25 protein-coding genes and 1 tRNA gene are annotated in these 25,960 nt (G+C 66.8%); 18 read left to right on the top strand and 8 right to left on the bottom strand.

The annotated features are described in order from the left end of the window. The first annotated feature begins 42 nt into the window (after window positions 1-42). The 5 genes from E7773_RS05600 to E7773_RS05580 are packed head-to-tail and all read left to right on the top strand — an operon-like array spanning window position 43 to window position 3,250. Window positions 43-297, top strand: a complete 255-nt coding sequence (locus E7773_RS05600) for a hypothetical protein (protein ID WP_293989250.1) — start codon at window positions 43-45, stop codon at window positions 295-297. Then, window positions 290-1,039, top strand: coding sequence for an A24 family peptidase (locus E7773_RS05595; protein ID WP_293989247.1), 750 nt, complete (start codon window positions 290-292; stop codon window positions 1,037-1,039). Before E7773_RS05600 ends, E7773_RS05595 begins: the two co-directional genes overlap by 8 nt. Beyond that, on the top strand, window positions 1,036-1,506 hold the full coding sequence (locus E7773_RS05590) for a hypothetical protein (protein WP_293989244.1): 471 nt from the start codon (window positions 1,036-1,038) through the stop codon (window positions 1,504-1,506). The genes E7773_RS05595 and E7773_RS05590 overlap by 4 nt, the downstream gene beginning before the upstream one ends. Beyond that, window positions 1,506-2,918, top strand: coding sequence for a coniferyl aldehyde dehydrogenase (locus E7773_RS05585; protein WP_293989241.1), 1,413 nt, complete (start codon window positions 1,506-1,508; stop codon window positions 2,916-2,918). Before E7773_RS05590 ends, E7773_RS05585 begins: the two co-directional genes overlap by 1 nt. Further along, window positions 2,915-3,250 carry a hypothetical protein gene (locus tag E7773_RS05580; protein WP_293989238.1) on the top strand — a complete coding sequence of 112 codons (336 nt, stop codon included), beginning with the start codon at window positions 2,915-2,917 and terminating at the stop codon, window positions 3,248-3,250. Before E7773_RS05585 ends, E7773_RS05580 begins: the two co-directional genes overlap by 4 nt. A gap of 6 nt (window positions 3,251-3,256) precedes the next feature. On the opposite strand, the gene hmgA is transcribed toward E7773_RS05580, so the two are convergent. Then, a complete protein-coding gene (gene hmgA, locus E7773_RS05575; RefSeq protein ID WP_293989235.1) occupies window positions 3,257-4,546 on the bottom strand; it encodes a homogentisate 1,2-dioxygenase in 1,290 nt (429 codons plus the stop codon). A 198-nt stretch (window positions 4,547-4,744) separates the two neighbouring features. Beyond that, window positions 4,745-5,806, bottom strand: a complete 1,062-nt coding sequence (gene hppD / locus E7773_RS05570; RefSeq protein WP_293989232.1) for a 4-hydroxyphenylpyruvate dioxygenase — start codon at window positions 5,804-5,806, stop codon at window positions 4,745-4,747. 126 nt (window positions 5,807-5,932) lie between these two features. Here hppD and E7773_RS05565 point away from each other — a divergent pair, with 126 nt between their 5' ends. The 4 genes from E7773_RS05565 (at window position 5,933) to E7773_RS05550 (ending at window position 14,471) form a co-directional block, all read left to right on the top strand. Beyond that, on the top strand, window positions 5,933-6,388 hold the full coding sequence (locus E7773_RS05565; protein ID WP_293989229.1) for a MarR family transcriptional regulator: 456 nt from the start codon (window positions 5,933-5,935) through the stop codon (window positions 6,386-6,388). Window positions 6,389-6,459: 71 nt separating this feature from the next. Next, a complete protein-coding gene (locus E7773_RS05560) occupies window positions 6,460-8,640 on the top strand; it encodes a BamA/TamA family outer membrane protein (protein ID WP_363129939.1) in 2,181 nt (726 codons plus the stop codon). Further along, window positions 8,640-12,845, top strand: coding sequence for a translocation/assembly module TamB domain-containing protein (locus tag E7773_RS05555; RefSeq protein WP_293989226.1), 4,206 nt, complete (start codon window positions 8,640-8,642; stop codon window positions 12,843-12,845). Before E7773_RS05560 ends, E7773_RS05555 begins: the two co-directional genes overlap by 1 nt. A gap of 162 nt (window positions 12,846-13,007) precedes the next feature. Continuing rightward, window positions 13,008-14,471, top strand: coding sequence for an NAD(P)/FAD-dependent oxidoreductase (locus tag E7773_RS05550; protein ID WP_293989223.1), 1,464 nt, complete (start codon window positions 13,008-13,010; stop codon window positions 14,469-14,471). A gap of 127 nt (window positions 14,472-14,598) precedes the next feature. On the opposite strand, the gene rsmD is transcribed toward E7773_RS05550, so the two are convergent. Both rsmD and E7773_RS05540 read right to left on the bottom strand, forming a co-directional pair. Continuing rightward, entirely contained in the window at window positions 14,599-15,135 is a 537-nt protein-coding gene (rsmD, locus tag E7773_RS05545) for a 16S rRNA (guanine(966)-N(2))-methyltransferase RsmD (protein ID WP_293989220.1), read from the bottom strand. Continuing rightward, a complete protein-coding gene (locus tag E7773_RS05540; protein ID WP_293989217.1) occupies window positions 15,135-16,223 on the bottom strand; it encodes a pseudouridine synthase in 1,089 nt (362 codons plus the stop codon). The genes rsmD and E7773_RS05540 overlap by 1 nt, the downstream gene beginning before the upstream one ends. A 132-nt stretch (window positions 16,224-16,355) precedes the next feature. Here E7773_RS05540 and E7773_RS05535 point away from each other — a divergent pair, with 132 nt between their 5' ends. The 5 genes from E7773_RS05535 (at window position 16,356) to E7773_RS05515 (ending at window position 20,123) form a co-directional block, all read left to right on the top strand. Continuing rightward, the gene (locus tag E7773_RS05535) at window positions 16,356-16,796 is read left to right on the top strand and encodes a response regulator (RefSeq protein WP_293989214.1); all 441 of its coding nucleotides are present in this window, start codon (window positions 16,356-16,358) and stop codon (window positions 16,794-16,796) included. A gap of 40 nt (window positions 16,797-16,836) precedes the next feature. Then, the gene (gene gatB / locus E7773_RS05530; protein ID WP_293989212.1) at window positions 16,837-18,324 is read left to right on the top strand and encodes an Asp-tRNA(Asn)/Glu-tRNA(Gln) amidotransferase subunit GatB; all 1,488 of its coding nucleotides are present in this window, start codon (window positions 16,837-16,839) and stop codon (window positions 18,322-18,324) included. Window positions 18,325-18,440: 116 nt separating this feature from the next. After that, window positions 18,441-18,773: a GNAT family N-acetyltransferase gene (locus tag E7773_RS05525; RefSeq protein WP_293989210.1), complete on the top strand. Its 333-nt coding sequence runs from the start codon at window positions 18,441-18,443 to the stop codon at window positions 18,771-18,773. 93 nt (window positions 18,774-18,866) lie between these two features. Beyond that, entirely contained in the window at window positions 18,867-19,502 is a 636-nt protein-coding gene (locus tag E7773_RS05520) for a peptidylprolyl isomerase (protein WP_293989207.1), read from the top strand. Between the two features lie 276 nt (window positions 19,503-19,778). Continuing rightward, on the top strand, window positions 19,779-20,123 hold the full coding sequence (locus E7773_RS05515) for a hypothetical protein (protein ID WP_293989204.1): 345 nt from the start codon (window positions 19,779-19,781) through the stop codon (window positions 20,121-20,123). A 78-nt stretch (window positions 20,124-20,201) separates the two neighbouring features. Here E7773_RS05515 and E7773_RS05510 read toward each other — a convergent pair whose 3' ends face one another. Both E7773_RS05510 and E7773_RS05505 read right to left on the bottom strand, forming a co-directional pair. Then, window positions 20,202-20,339 (bottom strand): hypothetical protein, encoded by a 138-nt coding sequence (locus E7773_RS05510; protein WP_293989201.1) that lies wholly within the window; start codon window positions 20,337-20,339, stop codon window positions 20,202-20,204. 4 nt (window positions 20,340-20,343) lie between these two features. Continuing rightward, window positions 20,344-20,493 (bottom strand): hypothetical protein, encoded by a 150-nt coding sequence (locus tag E7773_RS05505; protein ID WP_293989199.1) that lies wholly within the window; start codon window positions 20,491-20,493, stop codon window positions 20,344-20,346. A gap of 94 nt (window positions 20,494-20,587) precedes the next feature. Here E7773_RS05505 and E7773_RS05500 point away from each other — a divergent pair. The 3 genes from E7773_RS05500 to E7773_RS05490 all read left to right on the top strand — a co-directional run bounded on the left by E7773_RS05500 (window position 20,588) and on the right by E7773_RS05490 (window position 23,372). Next, window positions 20,588-20,672, top strand: a tRNA-Leu gene (locus tag E7773_RS05500). Between the two features lie 100 nt (window positions 20,673-20,772). Continuing rightward, on the top strand, window positions 20,773-22,371 hold the full coding sequence (gene tig / locus E7773_RS05495; RefSeq protein ID WP_293989196.1) for a trigger factor: 1,599 nt from the start codon (window positions 20,773-20,775) through the stop codon (window positions 22,369-22,371). A gap of 62 nt (window positions 22,372-22,433) precedes the next feature. Next, window positions 22,434-23,372 carry a glycosyltransferase family 2 protein gene (locus tag E7773_RS05490; protein WP_293989192.1) on the top strand — a complete coding sequence of 313 codons (939 nt, stop codon included), beginning with the start codon at window positions 22,434-22,436 and terminating at the stop codon, window positions 23,370-23,372. A gap of 141 nt (window positions 23,373-23,513) precedes the next feature. Here the strand turns inward: E7773_RS05490 and E7773_RS05485 are convergent, their stop codons facing one another. Together E7773_RS05485 and E7773_RS05480 are read right to left on the bottom strand one after the other, a co-directional pair. After that, entirely contained in the window at window positions 23,514-23,912 is a 399-nt protein-coding gene (locus E7773_RS05485; protein WP_293989188.1) for a DOPA 4,5-dioxygenase family protein, read from the bottom strand. Beyond that, window positions 23,909-24,934 carry an aldehyde reductase gene (locus tag E7773_RS05480; protein WP_293989185.1) on the bottom strand — a complete coding sequence of 342 codons (1,026 nt, stop codon included), beginning with the start codon at window positions 24,932-24,934 and terminating at the stop codon, window positions 23,909-23,911. Before E7773_RS05480 ends, E7773_RS05485 begins: the two co-directional genes overlap by 4 nt. Window positions 24,935-25,244: 310 nt before the next feature. On the opposite strand from E7773_RS05480, the gene E7773_RS05475 reads away from it, so the two are divergent. Beyond that, window positions 25,245-25,922, top strand: a complete 678-nt coding sequence (locus E7773_RS05475; RefSeq protein WP_293989182.1) for an ATP-dependent Clp protease proteolytic subunit — start codon at window positions 25,245-25,247, stop codon at window positions 25,920-25,922. Window positions 25,923-25,960: the final 38 nt, after the last annotated feature.

The raw sequence follows: 25,960 nt of genomic DNA, 5'->3' as shown, positions 1-25,960 counted from the left end.
TGAATCATTTGAGCCGCCAGCATCCTTGGCTAGGGGAGGGACATGCAAACCTTCATCACGATCCTCAAATGGGCTGCCTCGATCAGCGGCATGATCGCCGCGCTGATGGTGTCGTTCGACCTCGGACGAAAGGTGACCGGGTGGGGATTCGTCGTGTTCGTCGGGTCGTCGATCTGCTGGATCGCCGGTGCGGTATTGTCGAAGGACTTTGCTCTCGGTACGCAGAACACTGTGCTGTTCGGGGTCAATCTGTTCGGCATCTATCGCTATCTCATCCGCAAGAAGCCGAATGGCTGACTGGGTCTGGCCCGCCGGACTTGGCGTGCTCGGCGCAATCGTCGGGAGTTTCCTCGCGACGCTGGTTATTCGCTGGCCGCGGAGTCGGTCGGTGATCGGCGGGCGGTCGGCATGCGACGGGTGCGGGCGGACGCTTCGAGCGTGGGAGCTGGTGCCGTTGCTGAGCGGAATGCTCGCGCGGGGCAAGTGCAGGACGTGCCGCGCGAAGATCGACCCGCGCCACTGGCAGATCGAACTGGGTTGCGCGGTGCTCGGCGCGATCAGCGGTTACGCCGTGCCGGGGGCAATCGGAGTCGCCGGGGCGGTGTTCGGCTGGCTGCTGCTCGCGCTGGCGGCGCTCGATGTCGCCGAATTCTGGTTGCCCGACGCGTTGACGGGCGTGCTGGCACTGGCGGGGCTGGCGTCGATCGCGGTCGCGCCGCCTGCGTGGCCAGATCGGCTCATCGGCGCGGTCGCCGGGTTCGCCTCGCTCTGGCTGATCGGATTCGCCTACCGGCACCTTCGTGCCCGCGAAGGGCTCGGCGGGGGCGATCCCAAGCTGCTCGGCGCGATCGGGTTGTGGGTCGGCTGGGCGATGCTGCCGTTCGTCGTGCTGCTCGCATGCGTGGTCGGGCTGGCGGCAGTGATTGGGGCGATGGCGCGGGGCCGGCCGATCGGCGCGACCGACCGCTTGCCGCTCGGTGCGCTGATGGCGATCGCAGCTTACCCGGTGTGGCTGGTCATGGTAGCGTTCGGGTCATGAAGATGCTCCCGCTCGTCTTGCTGGCTATCGCTGCGCCCGCCTTCGCCAAGGACAAGACCCCGCCACCAGCGCCCGCGCCGATCGTCGCGAGCGTCGACGGCCTGCCGATCGGCGCGCTGCCCAAGCAGGAGCTGCCTGCGAAGGGCTGCGCCGCATACTTGTGGACACGCGGCCCGAGCCAGGCGCTGATCGCGATGGCGGTCGCCGACCCCGCGACGATTCGCCTGACGATCGACGGCAAGGTGCAGGACTTCGCATTGTCGGCACAGAACGGCGCGGGCGGCTACGGCTTTTCGCACACCACCGAATATAAAGGCGGCGACGTGACGGCGACGCTCGACATGACGGTGGGCGCGGACAGCAATCTGGCAAGCGGCGCGCGGATCGGTGACGCGACCTTGCGGATCGACCGGCCGGGCAAGGACACGCTGGTGCTGGCCGTGGGTGGATTGGTGGGGTGCGCGTGATGGACATGAAGCAGACGCTCGCCGCGCAACGCGCCGCGTTTCAGGCCGAGCTGCCGGTGCCGTCCGCCGTCCGCAAGGATCGGTTGAAGCGCGCCGCCGCGATGATCCGCGACCATGCCGATGCCTTCTGCGACGCGCTGTCGGAGGATTTCGGCCATCGCAGCCGCGAACAGTCGATGGTCACCGACATCGCCGCGTCCATCGCGCCGATGAAGCATGCGATCAAACACCTCGACAAGTGGATGCGCCCCGAACGGCGCCCGGTGACGTTCCCCCTCGGGCTGCTCGGCGGCAAGGGCTGGATCGAATATCAGCCCAAGGGCGTGGTCGGAATCATCGCACCGTGGAATTTCCCGGTGCAGCTCATCATGGCGCCGCTTGCCAACATATTCGCCGCGGGCAACCGCGCGATGGTCAAGTCGAGCGAGTTCACCGCGCGGACGGCGGCACTGTTCGAGGAAGTTTGTCCGAATTATTTCGCCGTCGAGGAATTGGCGTTCTTCTCGGGCGGGCCGGAGGTCGGGAAGGCGTTCGCCGAACTTCCGTTCGACCATCTGATCTTCACCGGCGCGACCGGGATCGGTCGCCACATCCTCCACGCCGCCGCCGACAATCTGACCCCGGTGACGCTCGAACTCGGCGGCAAGTCGCCGGTGATCGTGGGCAAGGGCGCCGACATCGCGCGGACCACGCAGCGCGTTGCGCTGGGCAAGATGATGAACGCGGGCCAGATCTGCCTCGCGCCCGATTATATGCTGGTGCCGAACGACCAGGAGCAGGCGGTGGTCGACGGGCTGAAGTCCGCGGTGTCGGCGATGTACCCGACGCTGCTGGCGAACCCCGATTACACCTCGATCGTCAACGACCGGCATCACCAGCGGCTGCAGGACTGGCTGGAGGATGCGCGCGCGAAGGGCGCCACGATCGAGACGGTCAACCCGGCCAACGAGGATTTCGTTGGCTCGAACTCGCGGAAAATGCCGCTCCACATCGTCCGCGACGCGACCGACGACATGACCGTCATGCAGGAGGAAATCTTCGGCCCGATCCTGCCGGTGCGCCGCTACGACGGCATCGATACCGCGATCGCCGAGGTCAACCGCCGCGATCGCCCGCTCGGGCTGTACTATTTCGGCGACAATGATGCGGAGCGCCGCCGCGTGCTCGACCGCACGATCTCGGGCGGGGTGACGCTCAACGACGTGATCTTCCACATCAGCCAGGAGGAACTCCCGTTCGGCGGCGTCGGGCCGTCGGGGATGGGGGCGTATCACGGGGCGGACGGGTTCAAGACGTTCAGCCATGCCAAGGCGGTGTACCGCCAGCCTAAGATCAACGTCGCCAAGCTCGCGGGGATCATGCCGCCCTATGGGAAGGCGACGCTGGCGAGCGCGCGGCGGCAGATGAAATGACAGCGGACGTTCGGCCACTCGCCGATTCCGAATGGGAGTTAGTGCGCTACTTGGCCGGCAATTTCTTCTCGTCACATCGCGCGGAATGGCCGCTCGTCGCCGAAATGAGCGACGGCGGCATGGGCAGTTTGAAATTCGTCGGTGGAGAAGGCCGCAAATTTGGAGGAGTGGTAGGCGCTTGTCGATTCGACGACGCCGACGGCGTGGAAGTTGTTGCGTCGCTGTACCGCGACGATCGTGGAGGGCCGTTGGAACTCGACGTTTGGAAAGTGACGTTCGAGCCGCTGATCGCGATCCCAAGTCCCGACAAGTTTTGGCGCGAAGCTGACTGATCTGCGCTACTTTGTAGGCACCTCAGCCTTCGGGAACCCCGACCACACTTCGTCGTAATCCTCGTCGAGCGCGCTCGTTTCCAGCGCGTAGTCGGTGCAGTGGAACACCCAGCGGCTCTCGATCATGAACGCCATCGTGCCGTCGATCTTGTGCGGCTTTAGCTCAGCCGCGCTCGCGCCTTTCCAGCTCACGACGTCGGGGCCGTGCCCGCTCATCTGGTTGTGCAGGCTCATCGCGCCGGGGCGGAAGCCGTCGGCCTTGGCGTCGTACGCGCCGTAGAGCAGCCCCATGCACTCGCTCATTGTGTTGCGGTGGAACCAGGGCGGGCGGAACGTGTCCTCGGCGACCATCCAGCGTGGCGGGAAGATCACGAAGTCGGCGTTGGCGGTGCCGGGCACGTCGCTGGGCGAGGTCAATACGGTGAAGATCGAGGGGTCGGGATGGTCGAAGCTGATGCTGCCGATCGTGTTGAAGCGCGTTAGGTCGTAGCGGTACGGCGCGTAATTGCCGTGCCACGCGACGACGTCGAGCGGGCTGCGGCCGAGGTTGGCGGTCCAGAGCGACCCTTCGAACTTCTGGACCAGCTCGTAATCGCCCTCGACATCCTCGAACCAGGCGACGGGCGACTCGAAATCGCGCGGATTGGCGAGGCCGTTCGACCCGATCGGGCCGAGGTCGGGGAGGCGGAACGGCTGGCCGTGGTTTTCCGCAACATAGCCGCGCGCGGCGCCATTAGGGAGGGTGACGCGGAAGCGAACGCCGCGGGGTATCACCGCGACCTGGCCAGGCGCGATGTCGATCTTGCCGAGTTCGGTGAGGAGGGTGAGGCCGCCCTGTTCGGGGAGGATCAGGAGTTCGCCGTCGGCGCTCGCGAAGACGCGGTTCTCCATGTCCTTCGTCGCCGAATAGACGTGCATCGCGACGCCCGCCTGGGTGCGTGGGCCGTCGCCGGCGACGACCATCGTCGTCAGACTGTCGAGCCAGTCGGCGGCGGGCGCGTCGGTCAGCGGCTGCCAGCGCAGGCGGTTGGGGGCTAACGGCTTGTCACTGAGGCCGGGGGCGAAGCGCTTGGCGCCGTCGTAGCGCGTGAACGCGGGATGCGCGGCACTCGGGCGCAGGCGGTACATCCAGGTCCGCCGATTCTCGTGCCGCGGCGCGGTGAACGCGGTGCCGCTGAGTTGCTCGGTGTACAGCCCGAACGCGGGCTTCTGCGGCGAGTTGCGGCCGACTGGGAGAGCGCCCGCCACCGCTTCCGTGGCGAAGTGGTTGCCGAAGCCGGTCATGTATTCGGTCATGCTGCCCTCTCTTCCTCCGCCCTTGCGGGAGAGGATACCGAAGCTTGCGAGCTTGCTCGCTAGCGTAGGTTGGAGAGGGGGAGCGAAGCGAAGCTTCGCGCGGTCCTGCGGACCGCTTACCCCCTCACCCAGCTCCGACTAGGCAGCAAGCTGCCAAGTCTGCGCAACCCTCTCCCGCAAGGGGAGAGGGAAGATAGGTTACGCCTCCACCCCCGGCACGACGCCGCGCTTGATCTGATCCAGCTCGATCGACTCGAACAGCGCCTTGAAATTGCCCTCGCCAAACCCTTCGTTGCCCTTGCGCTGGATGATCTCGAAGAAGATCGGCCCGACCATGTTGGCGGTGAAGATCTGCAGCAGCAGCCCGCCGCCGGTCTCCGGCGCGCCGTCGATCAGGATCTTGCGCTTGCGCATCTCCGCCACGTCATGGCCGTGCCCGGGCAGGCGCTGGTCGATCATGTCGAAATAGGTGTCGGGCGAATTCTGGAAGATGATCCCGTTGGCGCGCAGCTTGTCGACGGTCGAGAAGATATCGTCGGTGGTCAGCGCGATGTGCTGGATGCCTTCGCCCTTGTAATCCTTGATGAACTCCTCGATCTGCGAATGCTCATCCTGGCTTTCGTTGAGCGGGATTTTGATCTTGTCGTCGGGCGCGGTCATTGCCTTCGAGAACAGCCCGGTCGACTGCCCCTCGATGTCGAAATAGCGGATCTGGCGGAAGTTGAAGATGCGCTCGTAATAGTCCGCCCAATAATCCATCCGCCCACGCTGGAGGTTGTGGGTCAGGTGGTCGAGCACTTCGAGCCCCACCGAATTGTCGTCCGCGCTCTTGCCGGTGGGGACGAAATCGGTGCCCCAGATGTCGTCCTTCTTGTCGACCAGATAGAGGTTCGCGCCGCCGATCCCCTCGATCGCCGGGATATCGAGCTCGCCGGGGCCGTTCTGGCCCTTCACCTCGACCGCGCCGCGCTCGACCGCGAGCTTCAGCGCCTTGTCGTCGTCCTCGACGATGAAGCCCATCGCGTTGGCGCTCGGCCCGTGCGCGTTGCGGAACAGCGCGACCTGGCCGGCCTCGTCCATGTTGAGCAGGAAGTGGATGTCGCCCTGCTGGTAATGGCGGACATTCTTCGACTTGTGCGTGCCGACGTGCGTGAAGCCGAGCTTGCCGAACCAGTCGGCCATCGCCTCGGGGTCGGGCGAGGTGAATTCGACGAACGCGAAGCCGTCGAGGCCCATCGGATTGTCGCGGGGGTCGGTCATGATCGTGCTCCACTGGGGCAAACTGGTTTCAAATGAAACTATATGCGATTTGTTGCGGGACGTCAAAGGCTCAACCCGCGTCACCCCGAACTTGTTTCGGCGCTCGTCACACCGCACAGTGCGCCTGTGACACAACTTCGCCTCGATACCTTCCTGCCGTACCGCCTGTCAGTGGTGTCGAACCGCGTGTCGGCGGCGATCGCGACGGCGTACGACCGGCTGTTCGGGCTCAAGATCCCCGAATGGCGCTTGATCGCGGTTATTGCGGAGGGGCAGCCGATCGCACAGCAAGCGGTCGGTGTCGCGACGCGGATGGACAAGGTGACGGTGAGCCGCGCGGCGCAGGCGCTGGTCGAGCGCGGGCTGATCGCGCGCCAGCCCAATACCGGGGACAAAAGATCGCACTTGCTCACGCTGACGGCGACCGGCCGCGCGCTCTACGACCAGGTTGCGCCCAAGGCGCTGGAGATGGAGGCGGCGATCTTCGAACAGCTCGATCCCGCCGAGCGCCGCACCCTGTCGGCGATGCTCGACCGGATCGAGGCGGCCGCCGCGGCGGTGGTGCCCGAGGCGCCCGAGTGAACCCTTTGGACCGCAGGGCGTTGGCAGCGTCAGGGGAGGGCGATACCGTACCCCCCGGCAAAGGGGCTGTCGTGTCGCGTATCGTCCATCACTGCTGCTACGTCATCGCGATCGGCGCGCTGCTGCCGGGGATGTTGCTCGCGCAAACGGTGCCGCCCGATCCCAACGCGGCGAAACAGCAGGGCAAGCCCGTCCCGATCCCGACCCCGACGAGCGATCCCGAAGGCGACAAGCCGATCGTCGGCGACAAGGATTTCAACGCCGCGCTCCCCAAGCTGTCGAACGACATCAACGCCCCGCTCGAGCCGATTCCGCAGGACGCGCCGTTCACCCCGCAGACCGCCGACAAGGCCCCGCCCAGCGCCACCGCGCCCCCCGTAGCACCTGCGCCCGATGTGGCGCCGGGCACGCTCCCGCCGCCGCCCGAGCCGCCCGCCGAGCTCGCCACGCCGCTGCCGCCGCTCAACAGCTACAACACCACGCCCGTGATCGAGGTCGCGGACGCCGCCGACAAGAAGAGCGCGCAGGTGCGCTACGACACGGTCGTCACGGGCCTCGACAAACTCGGCCTCGACGACGATTTCCGCACTTTCTCGTCGCTCAAGAAGGGGGACGGCAAGGCGGCGAACATTCCGATGGTCAGAGCGCGCGCGCGCGAGGACGAGGCGCTCGCGGTGCGGCTGATGAAGAGCAAGGGTTATTACGACGCGAGCGCGGTTTCGACGATCGAGACGATCCCGAACGATCCGACGCGGGTGCGCGCATTGGTCAACGCGGTGCCGGGCAACCTCTACAAGTTCGGCACGGTAACGGTCGATTCGGGCCCGGTCGTGCCGTCCGGCCTGATCGTCGACAGCCTGGCGCTCGCGCCCGGCCAGCCGATCGATGCCGAGCGCGTCCAGGGCGCCGAGGCGAACGTCAGTCTGAAGCTAGGCCAGACCGGCTATCCGTTCGCGCGGCTCGGCACGCGCGACATCCTGCTCGACGACGCCGCGTTCACTGGCGACTATACGCTTCCGGTCGACACCGGTCCGCGCTCGCGCTTCGGCCAGATCACGACGACGGGCAGGCTCGCGTTCGGCGTCAAGCACATCGACATCCTGCGGCGGTTCAAGCCGGGCGAAATCTACGACACGCGCGGGACCGATGATCTGCGCAAGGCGCTCGTCGCGACCGGCCTGTTCTCGACCGTCGCGGTCGAGCCGGTCGACACCGGCAAGAACAACGCGGATGGCACGCGGATCGTCGACATCGCGGTCACGCAGCGCGTCGGCAAGACGCGGTCGATTGCCGCGACCGCGGGCTACAGCACAGGGCAGGGCGCGCGCGCCGAAGCCACCTATACCGCGCGCAACGCCTTCCCGCCCGAAGGCGCGCTGATCGTGACCGCGGTCGGCGGCACGCAGGAACAGGGCGGGTCGGTGACCTTCCGCCGCTCGAACTGGCTCCAGCGCGACCGCACGCTGACCTTCTCGCTCGCCGCCGGGCACCAGAATTACGATGCGTTCAACGCCGTCACGACCTCGCTGATCGGGCGCGTGTCGTACGATTCGACCCCGATCTGGCAGAAAAAACTGACCTATTTCTACGGGTTCGAGCTGACCGGCACCAACGAGGACGTGTACGATTTCGCGGCGCTGAAGCGTAAGCGAGGGACCTATTTCATCGCCGCGCTGCCGACGATGGTGCAGTTCGACACGTCGAACGACTTGCTCAACCCGACCAAGGGCTATCGCGTCAAACTGTCGCTCAGCCCCGAAACCTCGGTGCGCGGCGCGGCGCGGCCGTACGTTCGCGCGCTGGCCGAGGCGAGCGCTTATTATCCGGTCAGCGACAGCCTGGTGCTGGCGGGCCGCGTGCGCGCGGGGTCGATCGTCGGGATCGCGCGCGACGACCTCGCGCCGTCGCGGCGCTATTACGGTGGCGGCGGCGGATCGGTGCGCGGCTATGGCTACCAGCGGCTCGGCCCGTTCGACCCCAATGGCGACCCGGTCGGCGGGCGGTCGTTGAACGAATTCTCGCTCGAGGCGCGCTACCGCTTCGGCAATTACGGCATCGTGCCGTTCATCGACGGCGGCAATTCGTACGCGTCGAGCACACCGCAATTCAAGGATCTGCGCTACGGCGCCGGGATCGGCGGGCGGTTCTACACCAATTTCGGGCCGATCCGCGTCGACGTCGCGACTCCGCTCAACCGGCGCAAGGGCGACAGCCGCATCGCGCTCTACATCTCGATCGGTCAGGCGTTCTGATGGCCGAAGCGGCCGCCTCCGACGCCACGCCGGAAAAGGTGGTGATCGTGCGGCGGCCGTTGTGGCAGTCGATCACGCGCTGGTTCGCGATCGTGCTGCTCGGTATCGCGGCGCTGCTGGCGCTCGTCTATGTCGGGCTCGACACCGCGCCGGGGCACCGTTTCATCGTCTCGCGGCTGGCGGCGTACACCACGGAGACCGGGCTCAACATCAAGGTCGGGCGGATCAAGGGGTCGATCTACGGCAGGATGGAGCTGGTCGACCTTCGCGTCAGCGACACCAGGAACGTCTTCCTGACCGCACCGTCGGTGGTGATCGAATGGCACCCGTTCCAGTTCCTGTGGAACCACGTCGATGTCGATTCGATGGAGGCGCCGCTCGTCACGATGACGCGGCCGGTGGTGCTCAAGCCGGGCGATCCCAACGCGCCGATCCTGCCCGACATCGATGTCGATATCGGCCGGCTGAAGGTCGACCGGCTGGTCCTGGCGAAGGAAGTGACGGGCCAAGCGCATCTCGTCCGGCTCGACGGATCGGCGCATATCGCGGCGGGACGCGCGCAACTCGTCGCCAATGCCGATGCGCTGAAGGGGCCGGGGATCGCCGGCGGCGACAAGCTTCGCCTGACGCTCGATGCCGTGCCCAAGGACAACAGGCTGACGATCAAGGCCTCTCTCGACGCGCCCGGCGACGGCGTCGCGGCGGCGATGAGCGGGATCAAGGCGCCGTTGTCGGTGCGCATCGGCGGCAACGGCGACTGGAAGGCGTGGCGCGGCAAGGGACAAGCGACGCTCGGCGGCCAAAGCCTGGCCGATCTCGATCTCGGCGCGGCCAATGGCACCTTCACGATTCACGGCCTGACGCATCCCGGGCTGTACATGGCCGGCCCGGTCGAACGGCTGACCGCGGGCGGGATGATGGTCGATATCTCGTCCACGCTCGACAAGCGCAAGGCGACGACGCGGATGACGCTGACGTCGAGCGCGCTGGCGGTGGCCGCCAACGGCTTGCTCGACCTCGGCGAGAACAAGTTCGGCAATTTCACCGTCGATGCGCGGTTGCTCACGCCCGGCGCGATCCTGCCCAATCTGGCGGGGCGCGACGTAATGGCGCACCTGACGCTCGACGGGCCGTTCGCGACCCCGACGCTCGGCTACAGCATCAGCGCGGCGGTGCTGTCGTTCAACGGCACCGGGGTGGAGGGGTTGACCGCGTCGGGCAAGGCGACGGTCGACGCCGACCATGTGCTGGTGCCCGTCGACGCGCATGCGCGGCGCGTGACGGGGCTGAACGCGATGGCGGGCGGGTTGTTGACCAACGTCAGTGCGGTCGGCGATTTCGCGTATTCGAAGGGCAAATTGCTATCCGACAATTTGCGGATCAAGTCGGACCGGATCGACGCCACCGCGATCGTCGTCGCCGACTTGCCGAGCGGGCATTACACCGGCGCGCTCAAGGGACGGGTCAACAATTATTTGATCGACGGGATCGGCATCGTCGACCTGACCACCGATGCGAAGCTGGTGTCGGTGCCGTCGGGCGGGTTCGGGATCAAGGGCCATGTCGTCGCGCGGACCAGGCGCATCTTCAGCGACGGCGTGCAGAATTTCCTCGGCGGTAACGCTTTGGTGTCGAGCGATGTCGGCTACGACCCCAATGGCTTGATCACGTTCAACAACGTCAAGCTGAGCGCGCCGCAGTTCACGCTGTATCGCGGCGCGGGACGCTATGCGCCCAACGGGCAATTGCTGTTCGCCGGCGATGGGTATTCGAAGGCCTATGGCCCCGTCAGCGCCCGCGTGACCGGCACCGCGGACGCGCCGCTCATCGCGATCCATGCGCCGCGTCCTGGCGTCGGGGTCGGGCTGACGGACCTCGAGGCGACGATCCGGGGCAAGGGCGATGGCTATGCGGTCGTAGCCAAGGGCAACACCAATTACGGCGCGTTTGGCGCGAACGTGTTCATCAAGACCGGCCGCACGCTGACGGTGCAGGTCAACCAGGGCACGACCTTTGCGGGAATCAACCTGCTCGGCAATCTCGAACAGACCGCCGCCGGGCCGTTCGCCGGCAAGCTGCAGTTCGCCGGGTCGGGCGTGAACGGCGTCGCGACGCTCTCCGCCGAGGGCAAGGCGCAGCGCGCCGATTTCAACGCGCATGCCTATAACGCGAAGATTCCCGGTGCGGTCGACTTCACCATCGGGCGCGCGCTCGCGAACGGCACGGTGATCCTATACCCGAACGGCCCGCGCATCCTCGCCGACGTGCAGCTCGCCAATCTGCGCTACGGCGACACCGTCCTGTCGGTCGCGCGCGCGAAGATCGACTACGCCAACGGCGCCGGCACCGTGCAGGCGCTCGCCAACGGCTCAAGCGGCGTGCCGTTCAATATGGGGCTCAGCGCCGCGCTTCAGCCCAAGCTCTGGCTCGTCGCGGTGCAGGGCAAGGCCAACGGCATCGCGTTTCGCACGCCGCGCCCCGCGCGGATCGAGCCGCTCGACGGCGAATACAGGTTGCAACCGACGCAGATCGTGTTCGACAAGGGCAGCGCGCGCGTCGCCGGGAGCTACGGCAAGGGTACGAACTTCCAGGCGCGGCTCGACAATCTCGACCTGTCGGTCGCCAATGCGCTGGTCCCGGGACTCAACATCGACGGGTCCGCGACGGGCAGCATCGACTACGCCCAGCCGAACGGCGCGGCGGTGCCCAATATCGACACGCGCCTGACGATCACCAGCTTCACCCGCTCGAGCGCGGAAATCGTGTCGCGGCCGGTCGATATCGTCTTCCTCGGCCGGCTGACCGCGGCGGGCGGCGACGCGCGCGCGCTGGTCAAGCGCGGCGCGACCACGGTCGGGCGGTTGCAGGCGAACCTCGCGCCGCTCGGCAGCGGGGCCAGCTGGACCGAGCGGCTGACGTCGGCGCCGCTGTCGGGCGGGGTGCGCTACAACGGGCCGGCCGAGGTGTTGTTCTCGCTCGCGGGCCTCGCCAACCAGCAGGCGTCGGGCGGGATCGCGGTCGCGGCCGATTTCGGCGGGCGGCTCGGCGCGCCGTCGCTCAACGGCATCGTCCGCGCCGACAACCTGACGTACATCAACAGCACCTACGGCACGAAGCTGACCGCCATGCAGTTGACCGGGCGCTTCTCCAACGACCGGCTCGACATCACGCAGCTTCACGCCACGGCGGGCAAGGGCACGGTCGATGCGCACGGGTCGATCGGGCTGGCGGCGGACAGCGGGTTCCCGATCAACCTCGAGGCACAACTCAACAATGCGACGCTGGCCGATAGCGATGCGCTGGCGGGCAGCGCGACCGGCACGATCACCGTCACCAACGGCAAGGACGGCGGGCTGATCAAGGGGGACCTGCGCATCCCCAACGCGCGCTATCAGGTCGTCTTCCAGGGGCAGGCCGAGGTCCCGGCGCTCGCGGGCGTGCGCCGCAAGTCCGACGTCGCCAGCCAGCACAAACCGCCGCCGCCGCCAAGCAATTTCAAGCTCGACCTGCACATCCGCGCGCCAAACCAGGTGTTCGTCAGCGGCATGGGGCTCGAATCCGAATGGTCGCTCAACCTGCGCGTCGGCGGTACCTCCGCCGCGCCGACCGTCAACGGGCGAGCGGAGATCGTGCGCGGCACGTACGAATTCGCCGGCAAGCGCTTCGACATCGACCGCGGCAACGTACGGTTCAGCGGCAATGCGCTGTCCGATCCCGACCTCGACATTTCGGCGACCACCGACACCAACGGCATCACCGCCGTGATCAACATCGCCGGCACCGGCCAGCGCCCGCAGATCACCTTCACCTCGACCCCCGCGCTGCCGCAGGACGAAGTGCTCAGCCGGTTGCTGTTCGGGACCAACCCGGAGAATCTGTCGGCGCCCGAAGCGCTGCAGCTGGCCGCCGCGCTCAACTCGCTGCGCGGCGGGGGCGGGGGGCTCAACCCGCTCGGCAAGCTGCGCGGCGCGCTCGGCATCGACCGGTTGCGCATCCTCGGTGCGGACGAGACGACGGGGCGCGGCACCGCGCTCGCTGCGGGCAAGTACATCACGCGCAACATCTATATCGAGATCATCACCGACGCGCGCGGCTTCACCGCGACCCAGCTCGAGATTTCGCTGTCGAAGAGCCTGAGCATCCTGTCGCAGATGAGCTCGTTCGGCGGGTCGGGCGCCAGTGTTAAGTATCAGAAGACGTTCTAACTCTCCCGCCATTGCGAGGAGCGGAGCGACGCGGCAATCCAGCGCGGCGCGCGTTGCCCTGGATTGCTTCGCTTCGCTCGCAATGGCGGAGTAATTGACACTCATGTAAGTTGCCTTCCGCTCCCCGATCGAATATCCGGTACGGTGCGAGAGGGTAGCCGTATGGAACATGTCGACGTGCTGGTGGTGGGCGCGGGAATTTCGGGGATCGGCGCGGGCTATTACCTGCAGACGATGTGCCCCGACCGCAGCTACGCGATCCTCGAAGGGCGCGGGCAGCTCGGCGGGACGTGGGACCTGTTCCGCTATCCCGGCATCCGGTCGGATTCGGACATGTACACGCTCGGCTATGCGTTCCGGCCGTGGACCGAGGCGAAGGCGATCGCCGACGGGCCCAACATCCTGAGCTACCTCCAGCGCACCGCCGCCGACTACGGGATCGACCGGAAGATCCGCTACAACCACCACGTCAAGACGGCGGCCTGGTCGAGCGACGAGGCGCGCTGGACGGTGACGTCGCAAGGCCCCGACGGGCCGGTCACGATGACGTGCAATTTCCTCTTCATGTGCTCGGGCTATTACAATTATGCCAAGGGCCATTCGCCCGAGTTCGCGGGCGCCGAAGACTTCGCCGGGCGGATCGTCCATCCGCAATTCTGGCCCGCCGACTTGGATTACAGCGGCAAGAATGTCGTGGTGATCGGCAGCGGCGCGACCGCGGTAACGCTGGTGCCCGCGATGGCGCCCAAGACGAAGCACATCACGATGCTCCAGCGCTCGCCGACCTACATCGTCGCCCGGCCCGCCGAGGACGCGATGGCCAACTGGCTGCGCGCCAAGCTCCCGTCGAAGATGGCGTACGGCCTGACCCGCTGGCGCAACGTGCTGTTCGGGATGTTCTTCTTCCGCATGGCGCGCAAGAAGCCCGAGAAAGTCAAGGAACGCCTGCTCGGCATGGTGCGCGAGGAATTGCCCGACGCGGACATCGCGACGCATTTCACCCCGCGCTACAATCCGTGGGACCAGCGCCTGTGCCTCGTTCCGGACGGCGACCTGTTCGCGGCAATCCGCGAAGGCAAGGCGGAGGTGGTGACCGACACGATCGAGCGTTTCGTGCCCGAGGGAATCAAGCTCGCCTCGGGCAAGACGCTTCCCGCCGACGTGATCGTCACCGCGACGGGGCTCGAGCTGCAATTGCTCAGCGACGTGCAATTCTCGGTCGACGGCAAGGCGGTCGATCTGTCGAAGACCACCAATTACAAGGGCATGATGTATTCGGGCGTGCCCAACATGGCGTCGTCGTTCGGCTACACCAACGCCTCGTGGACGCTCAAGGCCGACCTGACCTGCGCCTATGTGTGCCGTCTGCTCAACACGATGACGAAGCGCGGGCTGCGCCAGGCGACGCCGACTCCGAACGGCGCGGTGGGCGAGGAGCCGTTCCTCGACTTCACCTCGAGCTACGTCCAGCGCGCGATGGACAAATTCCCCAAGCAGGGTGGGCGCAAGCCGTGGAAGGTCCACCAGAATTACGCGCTCGACCTGATGGCGCTCAAGTTCGGGTCGGTCGACAACGAGATGGTGTTTTCGAATCCCGTGCCGAAGCGAGTGAAGGAAGCGGCCTGAACCCTCTCCCTTTCGGGAGAGGGTGGGGAGCGAAGCGAAGCCGGGTGAGGCAGGGTCGAAAGCGTTTCGACCTAGCCCTCACCCCTCGCGGCATTCGCCGCTCGACCCTCTCCCGAAAGGGAGAGGGTTAGTGTTGCCGCAGCAACGTCACCCGCGCCTTACCGTAAATCTTGTCGGCATCGATCGCGAAGCCGGCGACCTCGACCGCTTCGTCGCGCTTGGTCTCGATGCTCACCCATGTCGCCGGGCCGACCCAGCCGAGCCGCGCGAGCCGGTCGAGCGCCACCGCGCCCGCGCCGGTGCCATAGGGCGGGTCCATCATCACCACATCGAGCGCCGCAGGGACAGGGCCGAGCGCCATCACCGATTGCGCGCGCACGTCGGCTTTCGCGCCGAGCTTGGCGATGTTGGCGCGCAGAGCGTCGAGCGCGGCCTTGTCCTGCTCGACGAACAGACACGACGCCGCGCCGCGCGACAGCGCTTCGAGGCCCAGCGCGCCCGAGCCGGCGAACAGATCGGCGACCGCCAGCCCTTCGAAACTGCCGACCCGGCTGACCAGCATCGAGAACAACGCCTCGCGCGTGCGGTCGGCGGTCGGGCGCGTCGCGTCGCCCTTGGGCGCAGCGATCGCTCGCCCGCGCCACGTACCGGCGATGATCCGCATTACGGGCGCTTACGCGGCGGTCGCGCGCCGGGTCTGCCGCGACCGCCGGCCGGGCCCTTCGCCGGAGCGGTCGGCCGGGCAGGGGCGTCGCCCCGCTCCGCGCGGAAGTTACGCGACCGTGCTTTGCGCGACGTATCGGACGCGCCAGCGCGGATCGCGAGCGACCCGTCGGCGCGCTGGCGCGGTGCCTTGGCGGGCTTGCTGGGGCGGGCAGGGCGCGCCGGCCGGGCCGAGGGGCGCTCGGGCTCGCGCCTCGGCGCAGCGGTACGCGGTGTGGGTGTGGCCGCGGCGCGCGGCTCGACCGACTTCACCGCGGCCTCGCGCGACCGTGCCGGTTGCGGCAGATCGATCCGGGTCGGGTTCTTGCGGAACGATTCGACGTCGTGCGCCCGCACCTCGCCGACTTGGCCGACCGGCAAATCGCCGAGTACGAACGGGCCATAACGCGTGCGGATCAAGCGGCTGACCTTCAGCCCCAGATGTTCGAGCACGCGCCGCACTTCGCGGTTCTTGCCCTCGGTCAGGATCATCTCGATCCACACGTTCGCGCCCGTGCGCCGCTCCAGATTGGCATCGATCGAGCCGTAGCGCACCCCCTCGATTTCGACGCCCTCGATCAAATCCTCGAGTTGTTCCTGCGTCACATTGCCATAGGCCCGCGCGCGGTACGCCCGCTCGACCCCGGTCGCGGGCAGCTCGAGCTGGCGCTTCAACCCGCCGTCGGTGGTGAGCAGCAACAACCCCTCGGTATTCAGATCGAGCCGCCCGACCGGCACCACGCGCGGCAGTCCCTTGGGCAAGCGGTCGTAGATCGTCGGCCGTCCACCGGGGTCGCGCTCGGTCACCAACAGCCCGCTCGGCTTGTGATAGAGGAACAGCCGCGCATCGCTCGGCGCCTCGACCGGATTGCCGTCGACCGTCACCCCGTCGAGCGAGGCGAGCAAGGTCGCGGGCGTCTCGATCGCCACGCCGTTCAGCGCAACGCGCCCGTCGGCGATCATCCGCTCGACCTCGCGCCGTGAGGCGACGCCCGCGCGGGCCAATAATTTTGCGATCCGCTGATCGCCGGTGTTCTTTTCTGCGGGCATGGTCGCGCCAATATACCGTTTTGTCCGGGGCGAACCTAAAATTTGCACCCGACTTCGTTGCCGCGCGTTAAGCGACGGCAGCGTAACGACGCGCGGACGTAACGATCCGCGTGCGAGTTCAGGATAGCGACCATGGTGTTTGGCCGGAAGAAAAGAGTGATCTCGCGGCTCCTCGTCGTCGAGGACGAGCCGCTGGTCGCGTTCGACAACGAACACTCGCTCACGGAGGAAGGGTTCGAGGTCGTCGCCACGGTCGATCGCGTCGCCGATGCGATCGCGGTGCTGGAGGCCAATGCCGACATCGATCTCGTGCTTGTCGACGTCAACCTGACCGACGGCAGCGGCATCGACATCGCGCGCCACGCCCATGCGCGCGGTGTGGCGGTGATATTTTGTACCGGCGATTGTCCGGAAGGGGGCAGGGCGTTCGCGCGCGGCTGCCTCGCCAAGCCCTACCGCCCCGCCGACCTGATCGCCGCGATCGCCGCGGTGGATGGGCAGTTGCAGGGCCGCCCCCGCCCGCGCCGCCTGCCGCGCGGTTTTTCGCTGTTCGAGCAGACCGTCGTCGCCTGAGCCTTGCGGCGGACGCCGCGCTGCGGCTATTCGCGCGGGCATGACCGACGTCCTCAGCAAAGCCGCCCCGTCCTCGTACCGCATCCACGGCGCGACCGGCGAGTGGGAAGTGATCATCGGGCTTGAGGTCCACGCCCAGGTCACCTCGAACGCCAAGCTGTTCTCCGGCGCCGCGACCGCGTTCGGTGCCGAACCCAACACGCAAGTGTCGCTGGTCGATGCTGCGATGCCCGGCATGTTGCCCGTGCCCAACCGCGAATGCATCCGCCAGGCCGTCCGCACCGGGATGGCGATCGACGCGCAGATCAACAAATGGTCGCGGTTCGACCGCAAGAATTACTTCTACGCCGATCTGCCGCAGGGGTATCAGATCAGCCAGCTCTACCATCCTTTGGTCGGCGAAGGCTCGGTCGAGATCGAGCTCGAGGGCGAGGCCGAGTCCACGAAAAAGATCGGGGTCGAGCGAATCCATGTCGAGCAGGACGCCGGCAAGCTGATGCACGACCAGCACCCGACGCGCTCCTACGTCGATCTCAACCGCTCGGGCGTCGCGCTGATGGAGATCGTCAGCCGCCCCGACATGCGTTCGCCCGCCGAGGCGGGGGCGTATTTGACCAAGCTGCGCTCGATCCTGCGCTATGTCGGCAGCTGCGACGGCAACATGGACCAGGGGTCGATGCGCGCCGACGTCAACGTGTCGGTGCGCAAGCCCGGTGGCGAGTTCGGCACGCGGACCGAGACCAAGAACGTCAACTCGATCCGCTTCGTCATGCAGGCGATCGAGCACGAGGCATCGCGCCAGGTCGACGTGCTCGAAGGCGGCGGGTCGATCGTCCAGGAAACGCGGCTGTTCAATCCCGACACCGGCACGACGCGGTCGATGCGGTCGAAGGAGGACGCGCACGATTACCGCTATTTCCCCGATCCCGACCTGCTCCCGCTCGAGCTCGATGACGCGTTCCTCGACGAGTGCAAGGCGAGCCTGCCCGAACTCCCCGACGCCAAGCGCAAGCGGTACGAAGGGCTGGGGATCACCCCGTACCAGGCGAACGTCCTGACCGCCGAGGTCGAGACCGCGCGCTGGTTCGACGCGTTGCTCGATCAGGGCGCGAAGCCGGTCGCCGCGGCGAACTGGGTGTCGTCGGAGCTGTTCGGCGCGCTCAACCGGATCGGCAAGGACATCAGCGAAAGCCCGGTGCTGCCGGGTCAGGCCGCCGAGCTGCTCGCGCTCGTCGCGGACGGCACGCTGTCGGGCAGTCTCGCCAAGCAGGTGTTCGAAGTGATGCTCGAAACCGGCGACGCGCCCGGCAAGATCGTCGAGGAACGCGGGCTCAAGCAGACCAGCGACACCGGGGCGATCGAGGCGGTGATCGCCGACGTGCTCGCGAAGAACCCCGGCCAGCTCGAACAATATCGCGGCGGCAAGGAAGCGCTGTTCGGCTTCTTCGTCGGCCAGACGATGAAGGCGATGCAGGGCAAGGCCAATCCGGCGGTGGTCAACGAGCTGCTCAAGAAGGCGCTGTCCTGAACGACATCCTGATCCGGCCGGCGACCCCGGCGGATTTCGATGCGGTTGCCGACGTATGGCTGGCGGGATGGCTGTCGACGGGCCTCGAAAAGGGCATCCCGCCGACGCCCGCCGAGATGCGCGAACGGCTCGCCGCTGATCTCGCCAAGCCCGACTGGACACTCACCGTTGCCGAGACGGCCGGCACTGTGATCGGCATGCTCGCGACCCATCCGGGCAAGCTTGACCAGATTTTCCTCGACCCCGACTGGAAGGGCAGGGGCGTCGGCAAGGCGTTGTTCGCCGAGGCCAAGCGGCTGATGCCCGGCGGCTTCACCTTGTGGACGCAGGAAGCGAACGCGCGCGCCCGGGCGTTCTACGAGCGCCGCGGCATGGTCCACGAAAGCACTGGTCCGCATCCCGAAAAACCCGAGCGCATCGTCGCGCACTATCGCTGGTCGCCCGATTAAATCGCCATTGCGAGCGGCGCAGCCGCGCGGCAATCTAGCGGTTGGGCCGCGCGATAGATTGCGTCGCTGCGCTCGCAATGGCGGGGGGATTACATGCGCAAGCTGGTGACAATCATCGTGGGGATGCTGGCCGCTCCGCTTCTCGCGCAGACCACGCCCGCGCCGACCGCCACCCCCGCGCCGCCGACTCCGGGCCTGCCGCTGGTCGCGATCCAGACCACCGCCGGGCGTATCGTGGTCGAGGCGGACACCAGGCGCGCGCCGATCACCGCGGGCAATTTCCTGCGCTATGTCGATATGAAGAAACTCGACGGCGTCACCTTTTATCGCGTGGTCAAGGCGGCGGATCGGTTCGGGTTCGTCCAGTTCGGCGTCAACGGTGACCCCGCCAAGGTGCTGCCGCCGATCAAGCACGAGCCGACCACGCTGACCGGCATCCAGCATCTCGACGGTGTGCTGTCGACGCCGCGGCTTCGCCCCGGCAGCGCGCGCGGCGACTTCACGATCATGCTCGGCGATCAGCGCCCGTCGATGGACGCCGATCCGTCCAAGCCCGGCGACAACCTCGGCTATGCCGCATTTGGCCGAGTGGTCGAGGGGATGGATGTCGTGCTCAAGATCTTCGACGCGCCCGACAATCCGACCGGGTCGATCCGCGGCGCGTTCCGGGGCGAGGTGCCGGTGGCGCCGGTCCGGATCGTGTCGGCGCGGCGGGTGAAATCGCCGTGAACGCGCCACGCGCTGCGAGAAAAATCGCGCCCTTCAAAATTCCCTTGCGATCTGAATATTCTGACGCCAGCATGGTGACGCCGCTGAGGGGTGCGGCGAGGGGGGAATAGCGCGACTTTGATTTGCCGGGTGCCCGCAGGGCAACGTTTGTACGCGACCGTCCTGCGTCTGCCCGGCGGTTTGTCCATCAATCGATCACGCCTCTACGCAATCCGGCATCGTGCCAGCTCTCGCGGCTGGGACGCGAACAACGCAACGCTCATAAGGGGAAAAAGAGTGAAACTGGCAGTATCGTTAGTGATCGGCAGCGCGGTCGCGCTGGCCGGCTGTGCCTCGACCCAGAAGGTGCTCGATAAGCCGCCAACGGCGATCTACGAATCGGACAAGTCGGCGAAGGAAGTACTGTTCTGCCTGCAAAACAAGAACAACGTGCCGGCGCTCGAACAGGCTGATGGCAGCCACGTCGTGCTGATCAAGAACGGCTATGGCGGCGTGGCGATCGCGATCACCGTGCATGAGCGCGGTACGGGTAGCCGGACCGAGGTCCGCAACCAGTTCGGCATCATCGGCGCTGCCTGGAAGCAGTGCATCGGCACGCAGGTGAGCGGCCCGGCCAACTGATCGCGCTTCGCGGTTGAAAAAAGGGCACCGCCGACTCGTTCGGCGGTGCCCTTTTTTTCCGTGGCGATCATCGCCATCCTACTGCGCGTTGGCGCCCTGGTTGCGGACTTCGCCGCGCTGGGCGTCGTCTTCATTCTCCGTCGCCTGTTCGACGTCGGCACGCTTGTCGTTGTCCTCGTCGGGTAGGCTGTCGGGATGCGGATCGGGGTCTGGCATCGTCTTATCCCTGCGGGTTGGCGGGGCCGGTGGGTTGCTCGCCAGGGGAGGGGACGTCGGTATCGGGTGCTGGCGGCGTGACCTCGGGCGGTGCGGTGTCGGGTGTGCCGGGCTGGCTCGGCTCGGGGAATTCGGGCGGGGGCTGGGTGGCCATGGGGGTTCCTTTCGCATCCCCAACGCGCCGATGCGAACCGGGTTGCCCCAACGGGCGCACTTGCTATAGACGCCGCCGACCGGCGGTGTCCCAAGCGGGCGTGGCGGAACTGGTAGACGCGCTGGATTTAGGTTCCAGTATCGCAAGATGTGGGGGTTCGAGTCCCTTCGCCCGCACCAGTTGCGCTGACTCAAAGGCGTGCGGGGCACGCTTTTGGCAGCGCAACTCCCGAGCGCAAGCGAGGGGTCGCAAACATTCATGAGAAAGACGAAGCCTGAAATGCAGACTGTCGAGACGTTGAACGAAGGGCTGAAGCGCGCCTACACGCTCACCATCACCGCCAAGGAAATCGACGCGAAGGTCGATGCCGAGGTCAGGAAGGTCGCGCCGCAGATCCGCATGCCCGGTTTCCGCCCCGGCAAGGTGCCCGCGAACCTGATCCGCAAGATGCACGGCCCGGCGCTGACGCAGGACGCGCTCAACGCGGCGATCCAGGACGGCATCCAGTCGCTGATCGCGAAGAACAAGCTGCGCCCCGCGATGCAGCCGTCGGTCAACCTCGAGAACGACTATGAAGCCGGCAAGGACGCCGAGCTAAAGGTCGAGCTGGAAATCCTGCCGGACGTGCCGACCCCGGCGATCGACAAGCTGAAGCTCGAGCGGCTGAGCGTGCCGACCGACGAGGCCGCGCTGCAGGCGCAGCTCCAGAAGTTCGCCGACCAGCAGAAGAGCTGGGACGATACCAAGGACGGCTACAAGGCCAAGCACGGCGACCTCGTCACGGTCGATTTCGTCGGCAAGACCGCCGACGGCGTCGCGTTCGACGGCGGCACCGGCATCGACATGGCGGTCGAGATCGGCGGCGGTCGCCTGATCCCCGGCTTCGAGGATCAGGTCGTCGGCATGAAGGCGGGCGACGAAAAACAGATCAAGGTCACCTTCCCCGAGGATTACGGCGCGAAAGAACTGGCCGGGAAGCCCGCGACGTTCGACCTCGTCGCCAAGTCGGTGAAGACCGCGGGCACGACCAAGATCGACGACAGCCTGGCGACCTCGCTGGGGCTCAAGGATCTCGATCAGCTCAAGGGGCTGCTGCAGGGCCAGGTCGAGCAGGAATTGAACGGCCTCACGCGCACGCACATGAAGCGCAAGCTGCTCGACCAGCTCGCCGCGGGGCACGATTTCCCGGTGCCGCCGTCGATGGTCGAGGCCGAGTTCGCGCAGATCTGGGAACAGCTGAAGCACGAAGCGACGCACGAGCCTGACCCCGAGGCCGCACTGGCGGAGATGGAAAAGGAAAAGGACGATTACCGCGCGATCGCCGAGCGCCGCGTGCGGCTTGGCTTGCTCCTGTCCGAAATCGGCCAGGCCAACGGCATCGAGGTGACGAGCCAGGAAATGAACCGCCTGATCGCGCAGGCCGCGCAGCAATACGGTCCCGAAGACCAGCAGCGCTTCATCCAGTACATCCAGCAGGAGCCGATGGCGGCCGCGCAGCTGCGCGCGCCGCTATATGAGGACAAGGTCGTCGACTTCCTGTTCGGCAAGGCCGAGATCAGCGACCGCGACGTGACTCGCGAGGAGCTCGAGGAAGCGATCGAGAGCGAGGACGGCTTCGCGACCGGCACGCACACCCACGACCACGACAACCACAAGCCCAAGGCGGCGAAGAAGAAGGCCGCTGCCAAGGTCGAGGAACCGGCGAAGAAGGCCGCCGCCAAGGCCGCGCCGTCCAAGACCGACAAGAAGGTTGCGGCGCCCAAGGACGAGCCGAAGGCTGCGGAGCCCGTGAAGAAGGCGGCGACCAAGGCCGCGCCCGCCGCCAAGGCCGAGCCGGCCAAGAAGCCTGCCGCCAAGAAGGCGCCGGCGAAGAAGTAACAATTTCCCCGGTCCGTGCTATCACGGGCCGGGGTTTTTGATTGGGGTGGGCGCCGGCCGGGATGACAGAACCACGCATCGCAGTCCTGCTGCCCTGCTATAACGAGGAAGCCGCGATCGCGCAGACCGTCGCGGGGTTCCGCGCAGCGCTACCGGGCGCCGCGATCTACGTCTACGACAACAATTCGAAGGACCGCACGGTCGAGGTCGCGACCGCGGCGGGCGCCATCGTTCGCAGCGAGCGTATGCAGGGCAAGGGCAACGTCGTCCGCCGCATGTTCGCCGACGTCGACGCCGATATCTACGTCATGGCCGACGGTGACGCGACCTACGACGCCGAGGCCGCGCCGCAACTCGTCGAGCGGCTGGTCGACGAGCAACTCGACATGGTCGTCGGCACGCGCGTCCATGAGGCGGCGGAGGCGTATCGCCGCGGGCACGTGATGGGCAACAAGGCGATGACCGGGCTGCTCGCCGGGCTGTTCGGGCGCAGCTTCACCGACATCTTTTCGGGCTATCGCGTGTTCTCGCGGCGCTTCGTGAAAAGCTTCCCGGTGCTGACCGGGGGGTTCGAGATCGAGACCGAGATCAGCGTCCATGCGCTCGAATTGCGCATGCCGGTGGGCGAGGTCGAGACGCGCTATTTCGCGCGGCCCGAGGGATCGGTGTCGAAGCTCAACACCTATGGCGACGGCTGGCGGATCACCAAGACGATCGCCACGCTCTACCGCATCGAGCGGCCGCTGCTGTTCTTCGGCAGCATCGGCGCGCTGCTCGCCGCGCTCGCCGTGATCCTCGCGATCCCGCTCGCGGTGACGTACATGCACACCCACCTCGTCCCACGCTTGCCTACCGCGATCCTGGCGACGGGGCTGATCATCCTTGCGGCGTTATGCTTCTTCGCTGGCCTGATTCTCGACACGGTGGTGCGGGGACGGCGCGAGGTTCGTCGGCTGGCGTATCTGGCGCATAAGGCGCCGGGCGGTGAAAAGTCGGTATGATGAAGCGCAGGATCGCGGACATCGTCTTGATATCCGGCGGAATCCTGATCGTCGCCGTGTTTGTGATGATGATGCATGGCGCGCTTATTTGGATGGGCTGGGTTGGCCGCTGACCCGCTGCTCCATCGCTCAGCACCGGCGCTAGAAGTCGCTCTTCCCGAACCGCTTGACGCCCTTGTTCTCGCCCGGCGGGTCGAGCACGGCCAGGTCCAGCGCGAGGGGCTCCCCGATCCAGTGCCCCAGGCTCGTGTGGTCCGCGACGTCGTCGTCGGTCAGCGGGTGGATCAGCGCGCGCAACCCCGTCTGCTCGATCGCCCGCGTCACCACGCCGCCCGCGCTCGCCGGGAAATGAATCTCGAATTGTGGGATCGGGTGCGGGCCGACCGGGCGGTCGGTCATCCGTCCGACGAACAGGATCGGCAGTTCGTCGTCCGTCATCATCTCCGCGAACCGCCCGCGCAGCGCTTCCGCCGTGTCGCGATCGCTCGGCTCGTAATAGATGTGCGCGTGCCACGGCGCATTGTCGTTGGCGCCGGTCATCGGACGATCTCCAGCGCGAACAGGCTCTCGCCCGACGCGGCGATGGCTTCGTCGTTGGAGCGAAACTGCCAGCCGAGCACGCGCCGCGCCTTTTCGTTGCTCGCCTCGCCCTTGATGCCCAGCCGCGGCACCGCCTCGCGCGCCAGCGGGCTGAAGATCGCGACCAGCTTGACCAGCCAGTCGGGCAGTTCGCGGAATTTCGCCTTCGCGGCCTTGTCGCCCAGGTTGCGGCGCAGGATCTCGGACATTTCGAACATCGACAGCGCGCCGTCCGCGACCGCCAGGAAGCGCTGCCCCGCGGCCGCCGGGTCGGTCATCGCCTTGACCTGTAGCCCCGCCACGTCGCGCACGTCGACCGCGCCGAGGTAGAGCCTGGGCGCGCCCGGAAGCGCGCCTTCGAGCATCCGCTTGACCAGCTCGATCGAGGTCGACAGGTCGTTGTTGAGCGCCGGGCCGAAGATGCCGACCGGGTTGACCACGGCAAGCTCCATCCCGTTGCCTTCGCGCGCGATAAAGTCCCACGCGGCGCGCTCGGCTAGCGTTTTGGATTTCATGTACGGCTGGACCGCGGGGCCGTCGACGTCGGTCCAGTCTTCCTCGGTGTAGGGCGTATCGCGGTGCCCGTGACCGTACCCCACCGCGGCGAAGCTGGAGGTCTGGACGACGCGCTTCACCCCGGCGTCGCGCGCCGCGCGCAGGACGCGCAAGGTGCCGTCGACCGCGGGGCGGATCAGTTCGTTCTCGTCCTTGGGCTGGGCGATCGGGAAGGGGGAGGCGACGTGCTGGACATAGTCGCACCCCGCGACCGCTTCTGCCCAACCGGCGTCCTTTTCGAGATCGGCGGCGAAGAAGGTCAGCTTGCCAAGATCGGTCGCGCCCGCACTTGCCAGCGTGTCGCGCACCGCGTCTTCCTTGGCGAGGTTGCGTACCGTCGTCCGCACCTCGTGCCCCGCCGCGAGCAATTGCAGGATGACATGCCCGCCGACGAACCCGGACCCGCCGGTGACCAGAACCGTGCTCATGACCGCTCCCCTTCGGCGCCAATCTGGGACGCGGCGCGCCACGGCGCAAGATTGCGCTGGCAATGTAGGATTTCGCCCGTCAACCAGCGATATCGGCGTCTCGGGGCGATGGCCCTTCCGAGCGCCGCCATGGCGAGTGCGAACATTGGGAACATTCGGCCGCGTCAAAACCCGGGGGAGAGTGTGTAATCTTTGTAATCTTCCAATGCGAACCGCGGCGCCTGACCATTCACCACGTGCCCCCCTTGCGCCCCGCGAACCGAGCGCCGATGTAGGCTCTCGCAAGGGCATAAGGACCACGAGACTTTCTATGCATAACCCGTTCGACACCGGCAATTTCGCGCCTCCGGGCTTTCGCGTCGACCCGATCACCGGTGGCCTGGTGCCGATCGTCATCGAACAGTCGAACCGCGGCGAGCGCAGCTTCGACATCTACTCGCGGCTGTTGCGCGAACGCATCATCTTCGTGACCGGCGGGGTCGAGGACATGATGGCCTCGGTCATCTGCGCGCAGCTGCTGTTCCTCGAATCGGAAAATCCGAAGAAGGACATCTTCATGTACATCAACTCGCCGGGCGGGGTCGTCACGGCGGGCATGGCGATCCACGACACGATGCAATACATCCGCCCGCGCGTCGGGACGGTGTGCATGGGCCAGGCGGCGTCGATGGGCAGCTTCCTGCTCGCGGCGGGCGAGCCGGGGATGCGCGTCGCGCTCACCAACGCGCGGATCATGATCCACCAGCCGTCGGGCGGCGCGCAGGGCATGGCGTCGGACATCGAGATCCAGGCCAAGGAAATCCTGCGCATCCGGCACCGGATGAACACGCTCTATTCGAAGTACACCGGCCAGCCGCTCGAGGTGATCGAGCGGGCGATGGACCGCGACAAATTCCTCGAGGCCGACGAGGCGAAGGAATTCGGGCTGGTCGACGAAGTGTTCGACAAGCGCCCGGCGCCCGCCGACGGTGAGACGCCCGCGGCGTAAGACGGGGTTAAGCGGCAGCGTCGTAAACGCCTGATTTT

The sequence above is a fragment of the Sphingomonas sp. genome (assembly GCF_004799495.1).
Taxonomy (GTDB): domain Bacteria; phylum Pseudomonadota; class Alphaproteobacteria; order Sphingomonadales; family Sphingomonadaceae; genus Sphingomonas.
The sequence above is the reverse complement of the archived record's forward strand: the minus strand, read 5'-3'. Positions and strand labels throughout refer to the sequence as shown.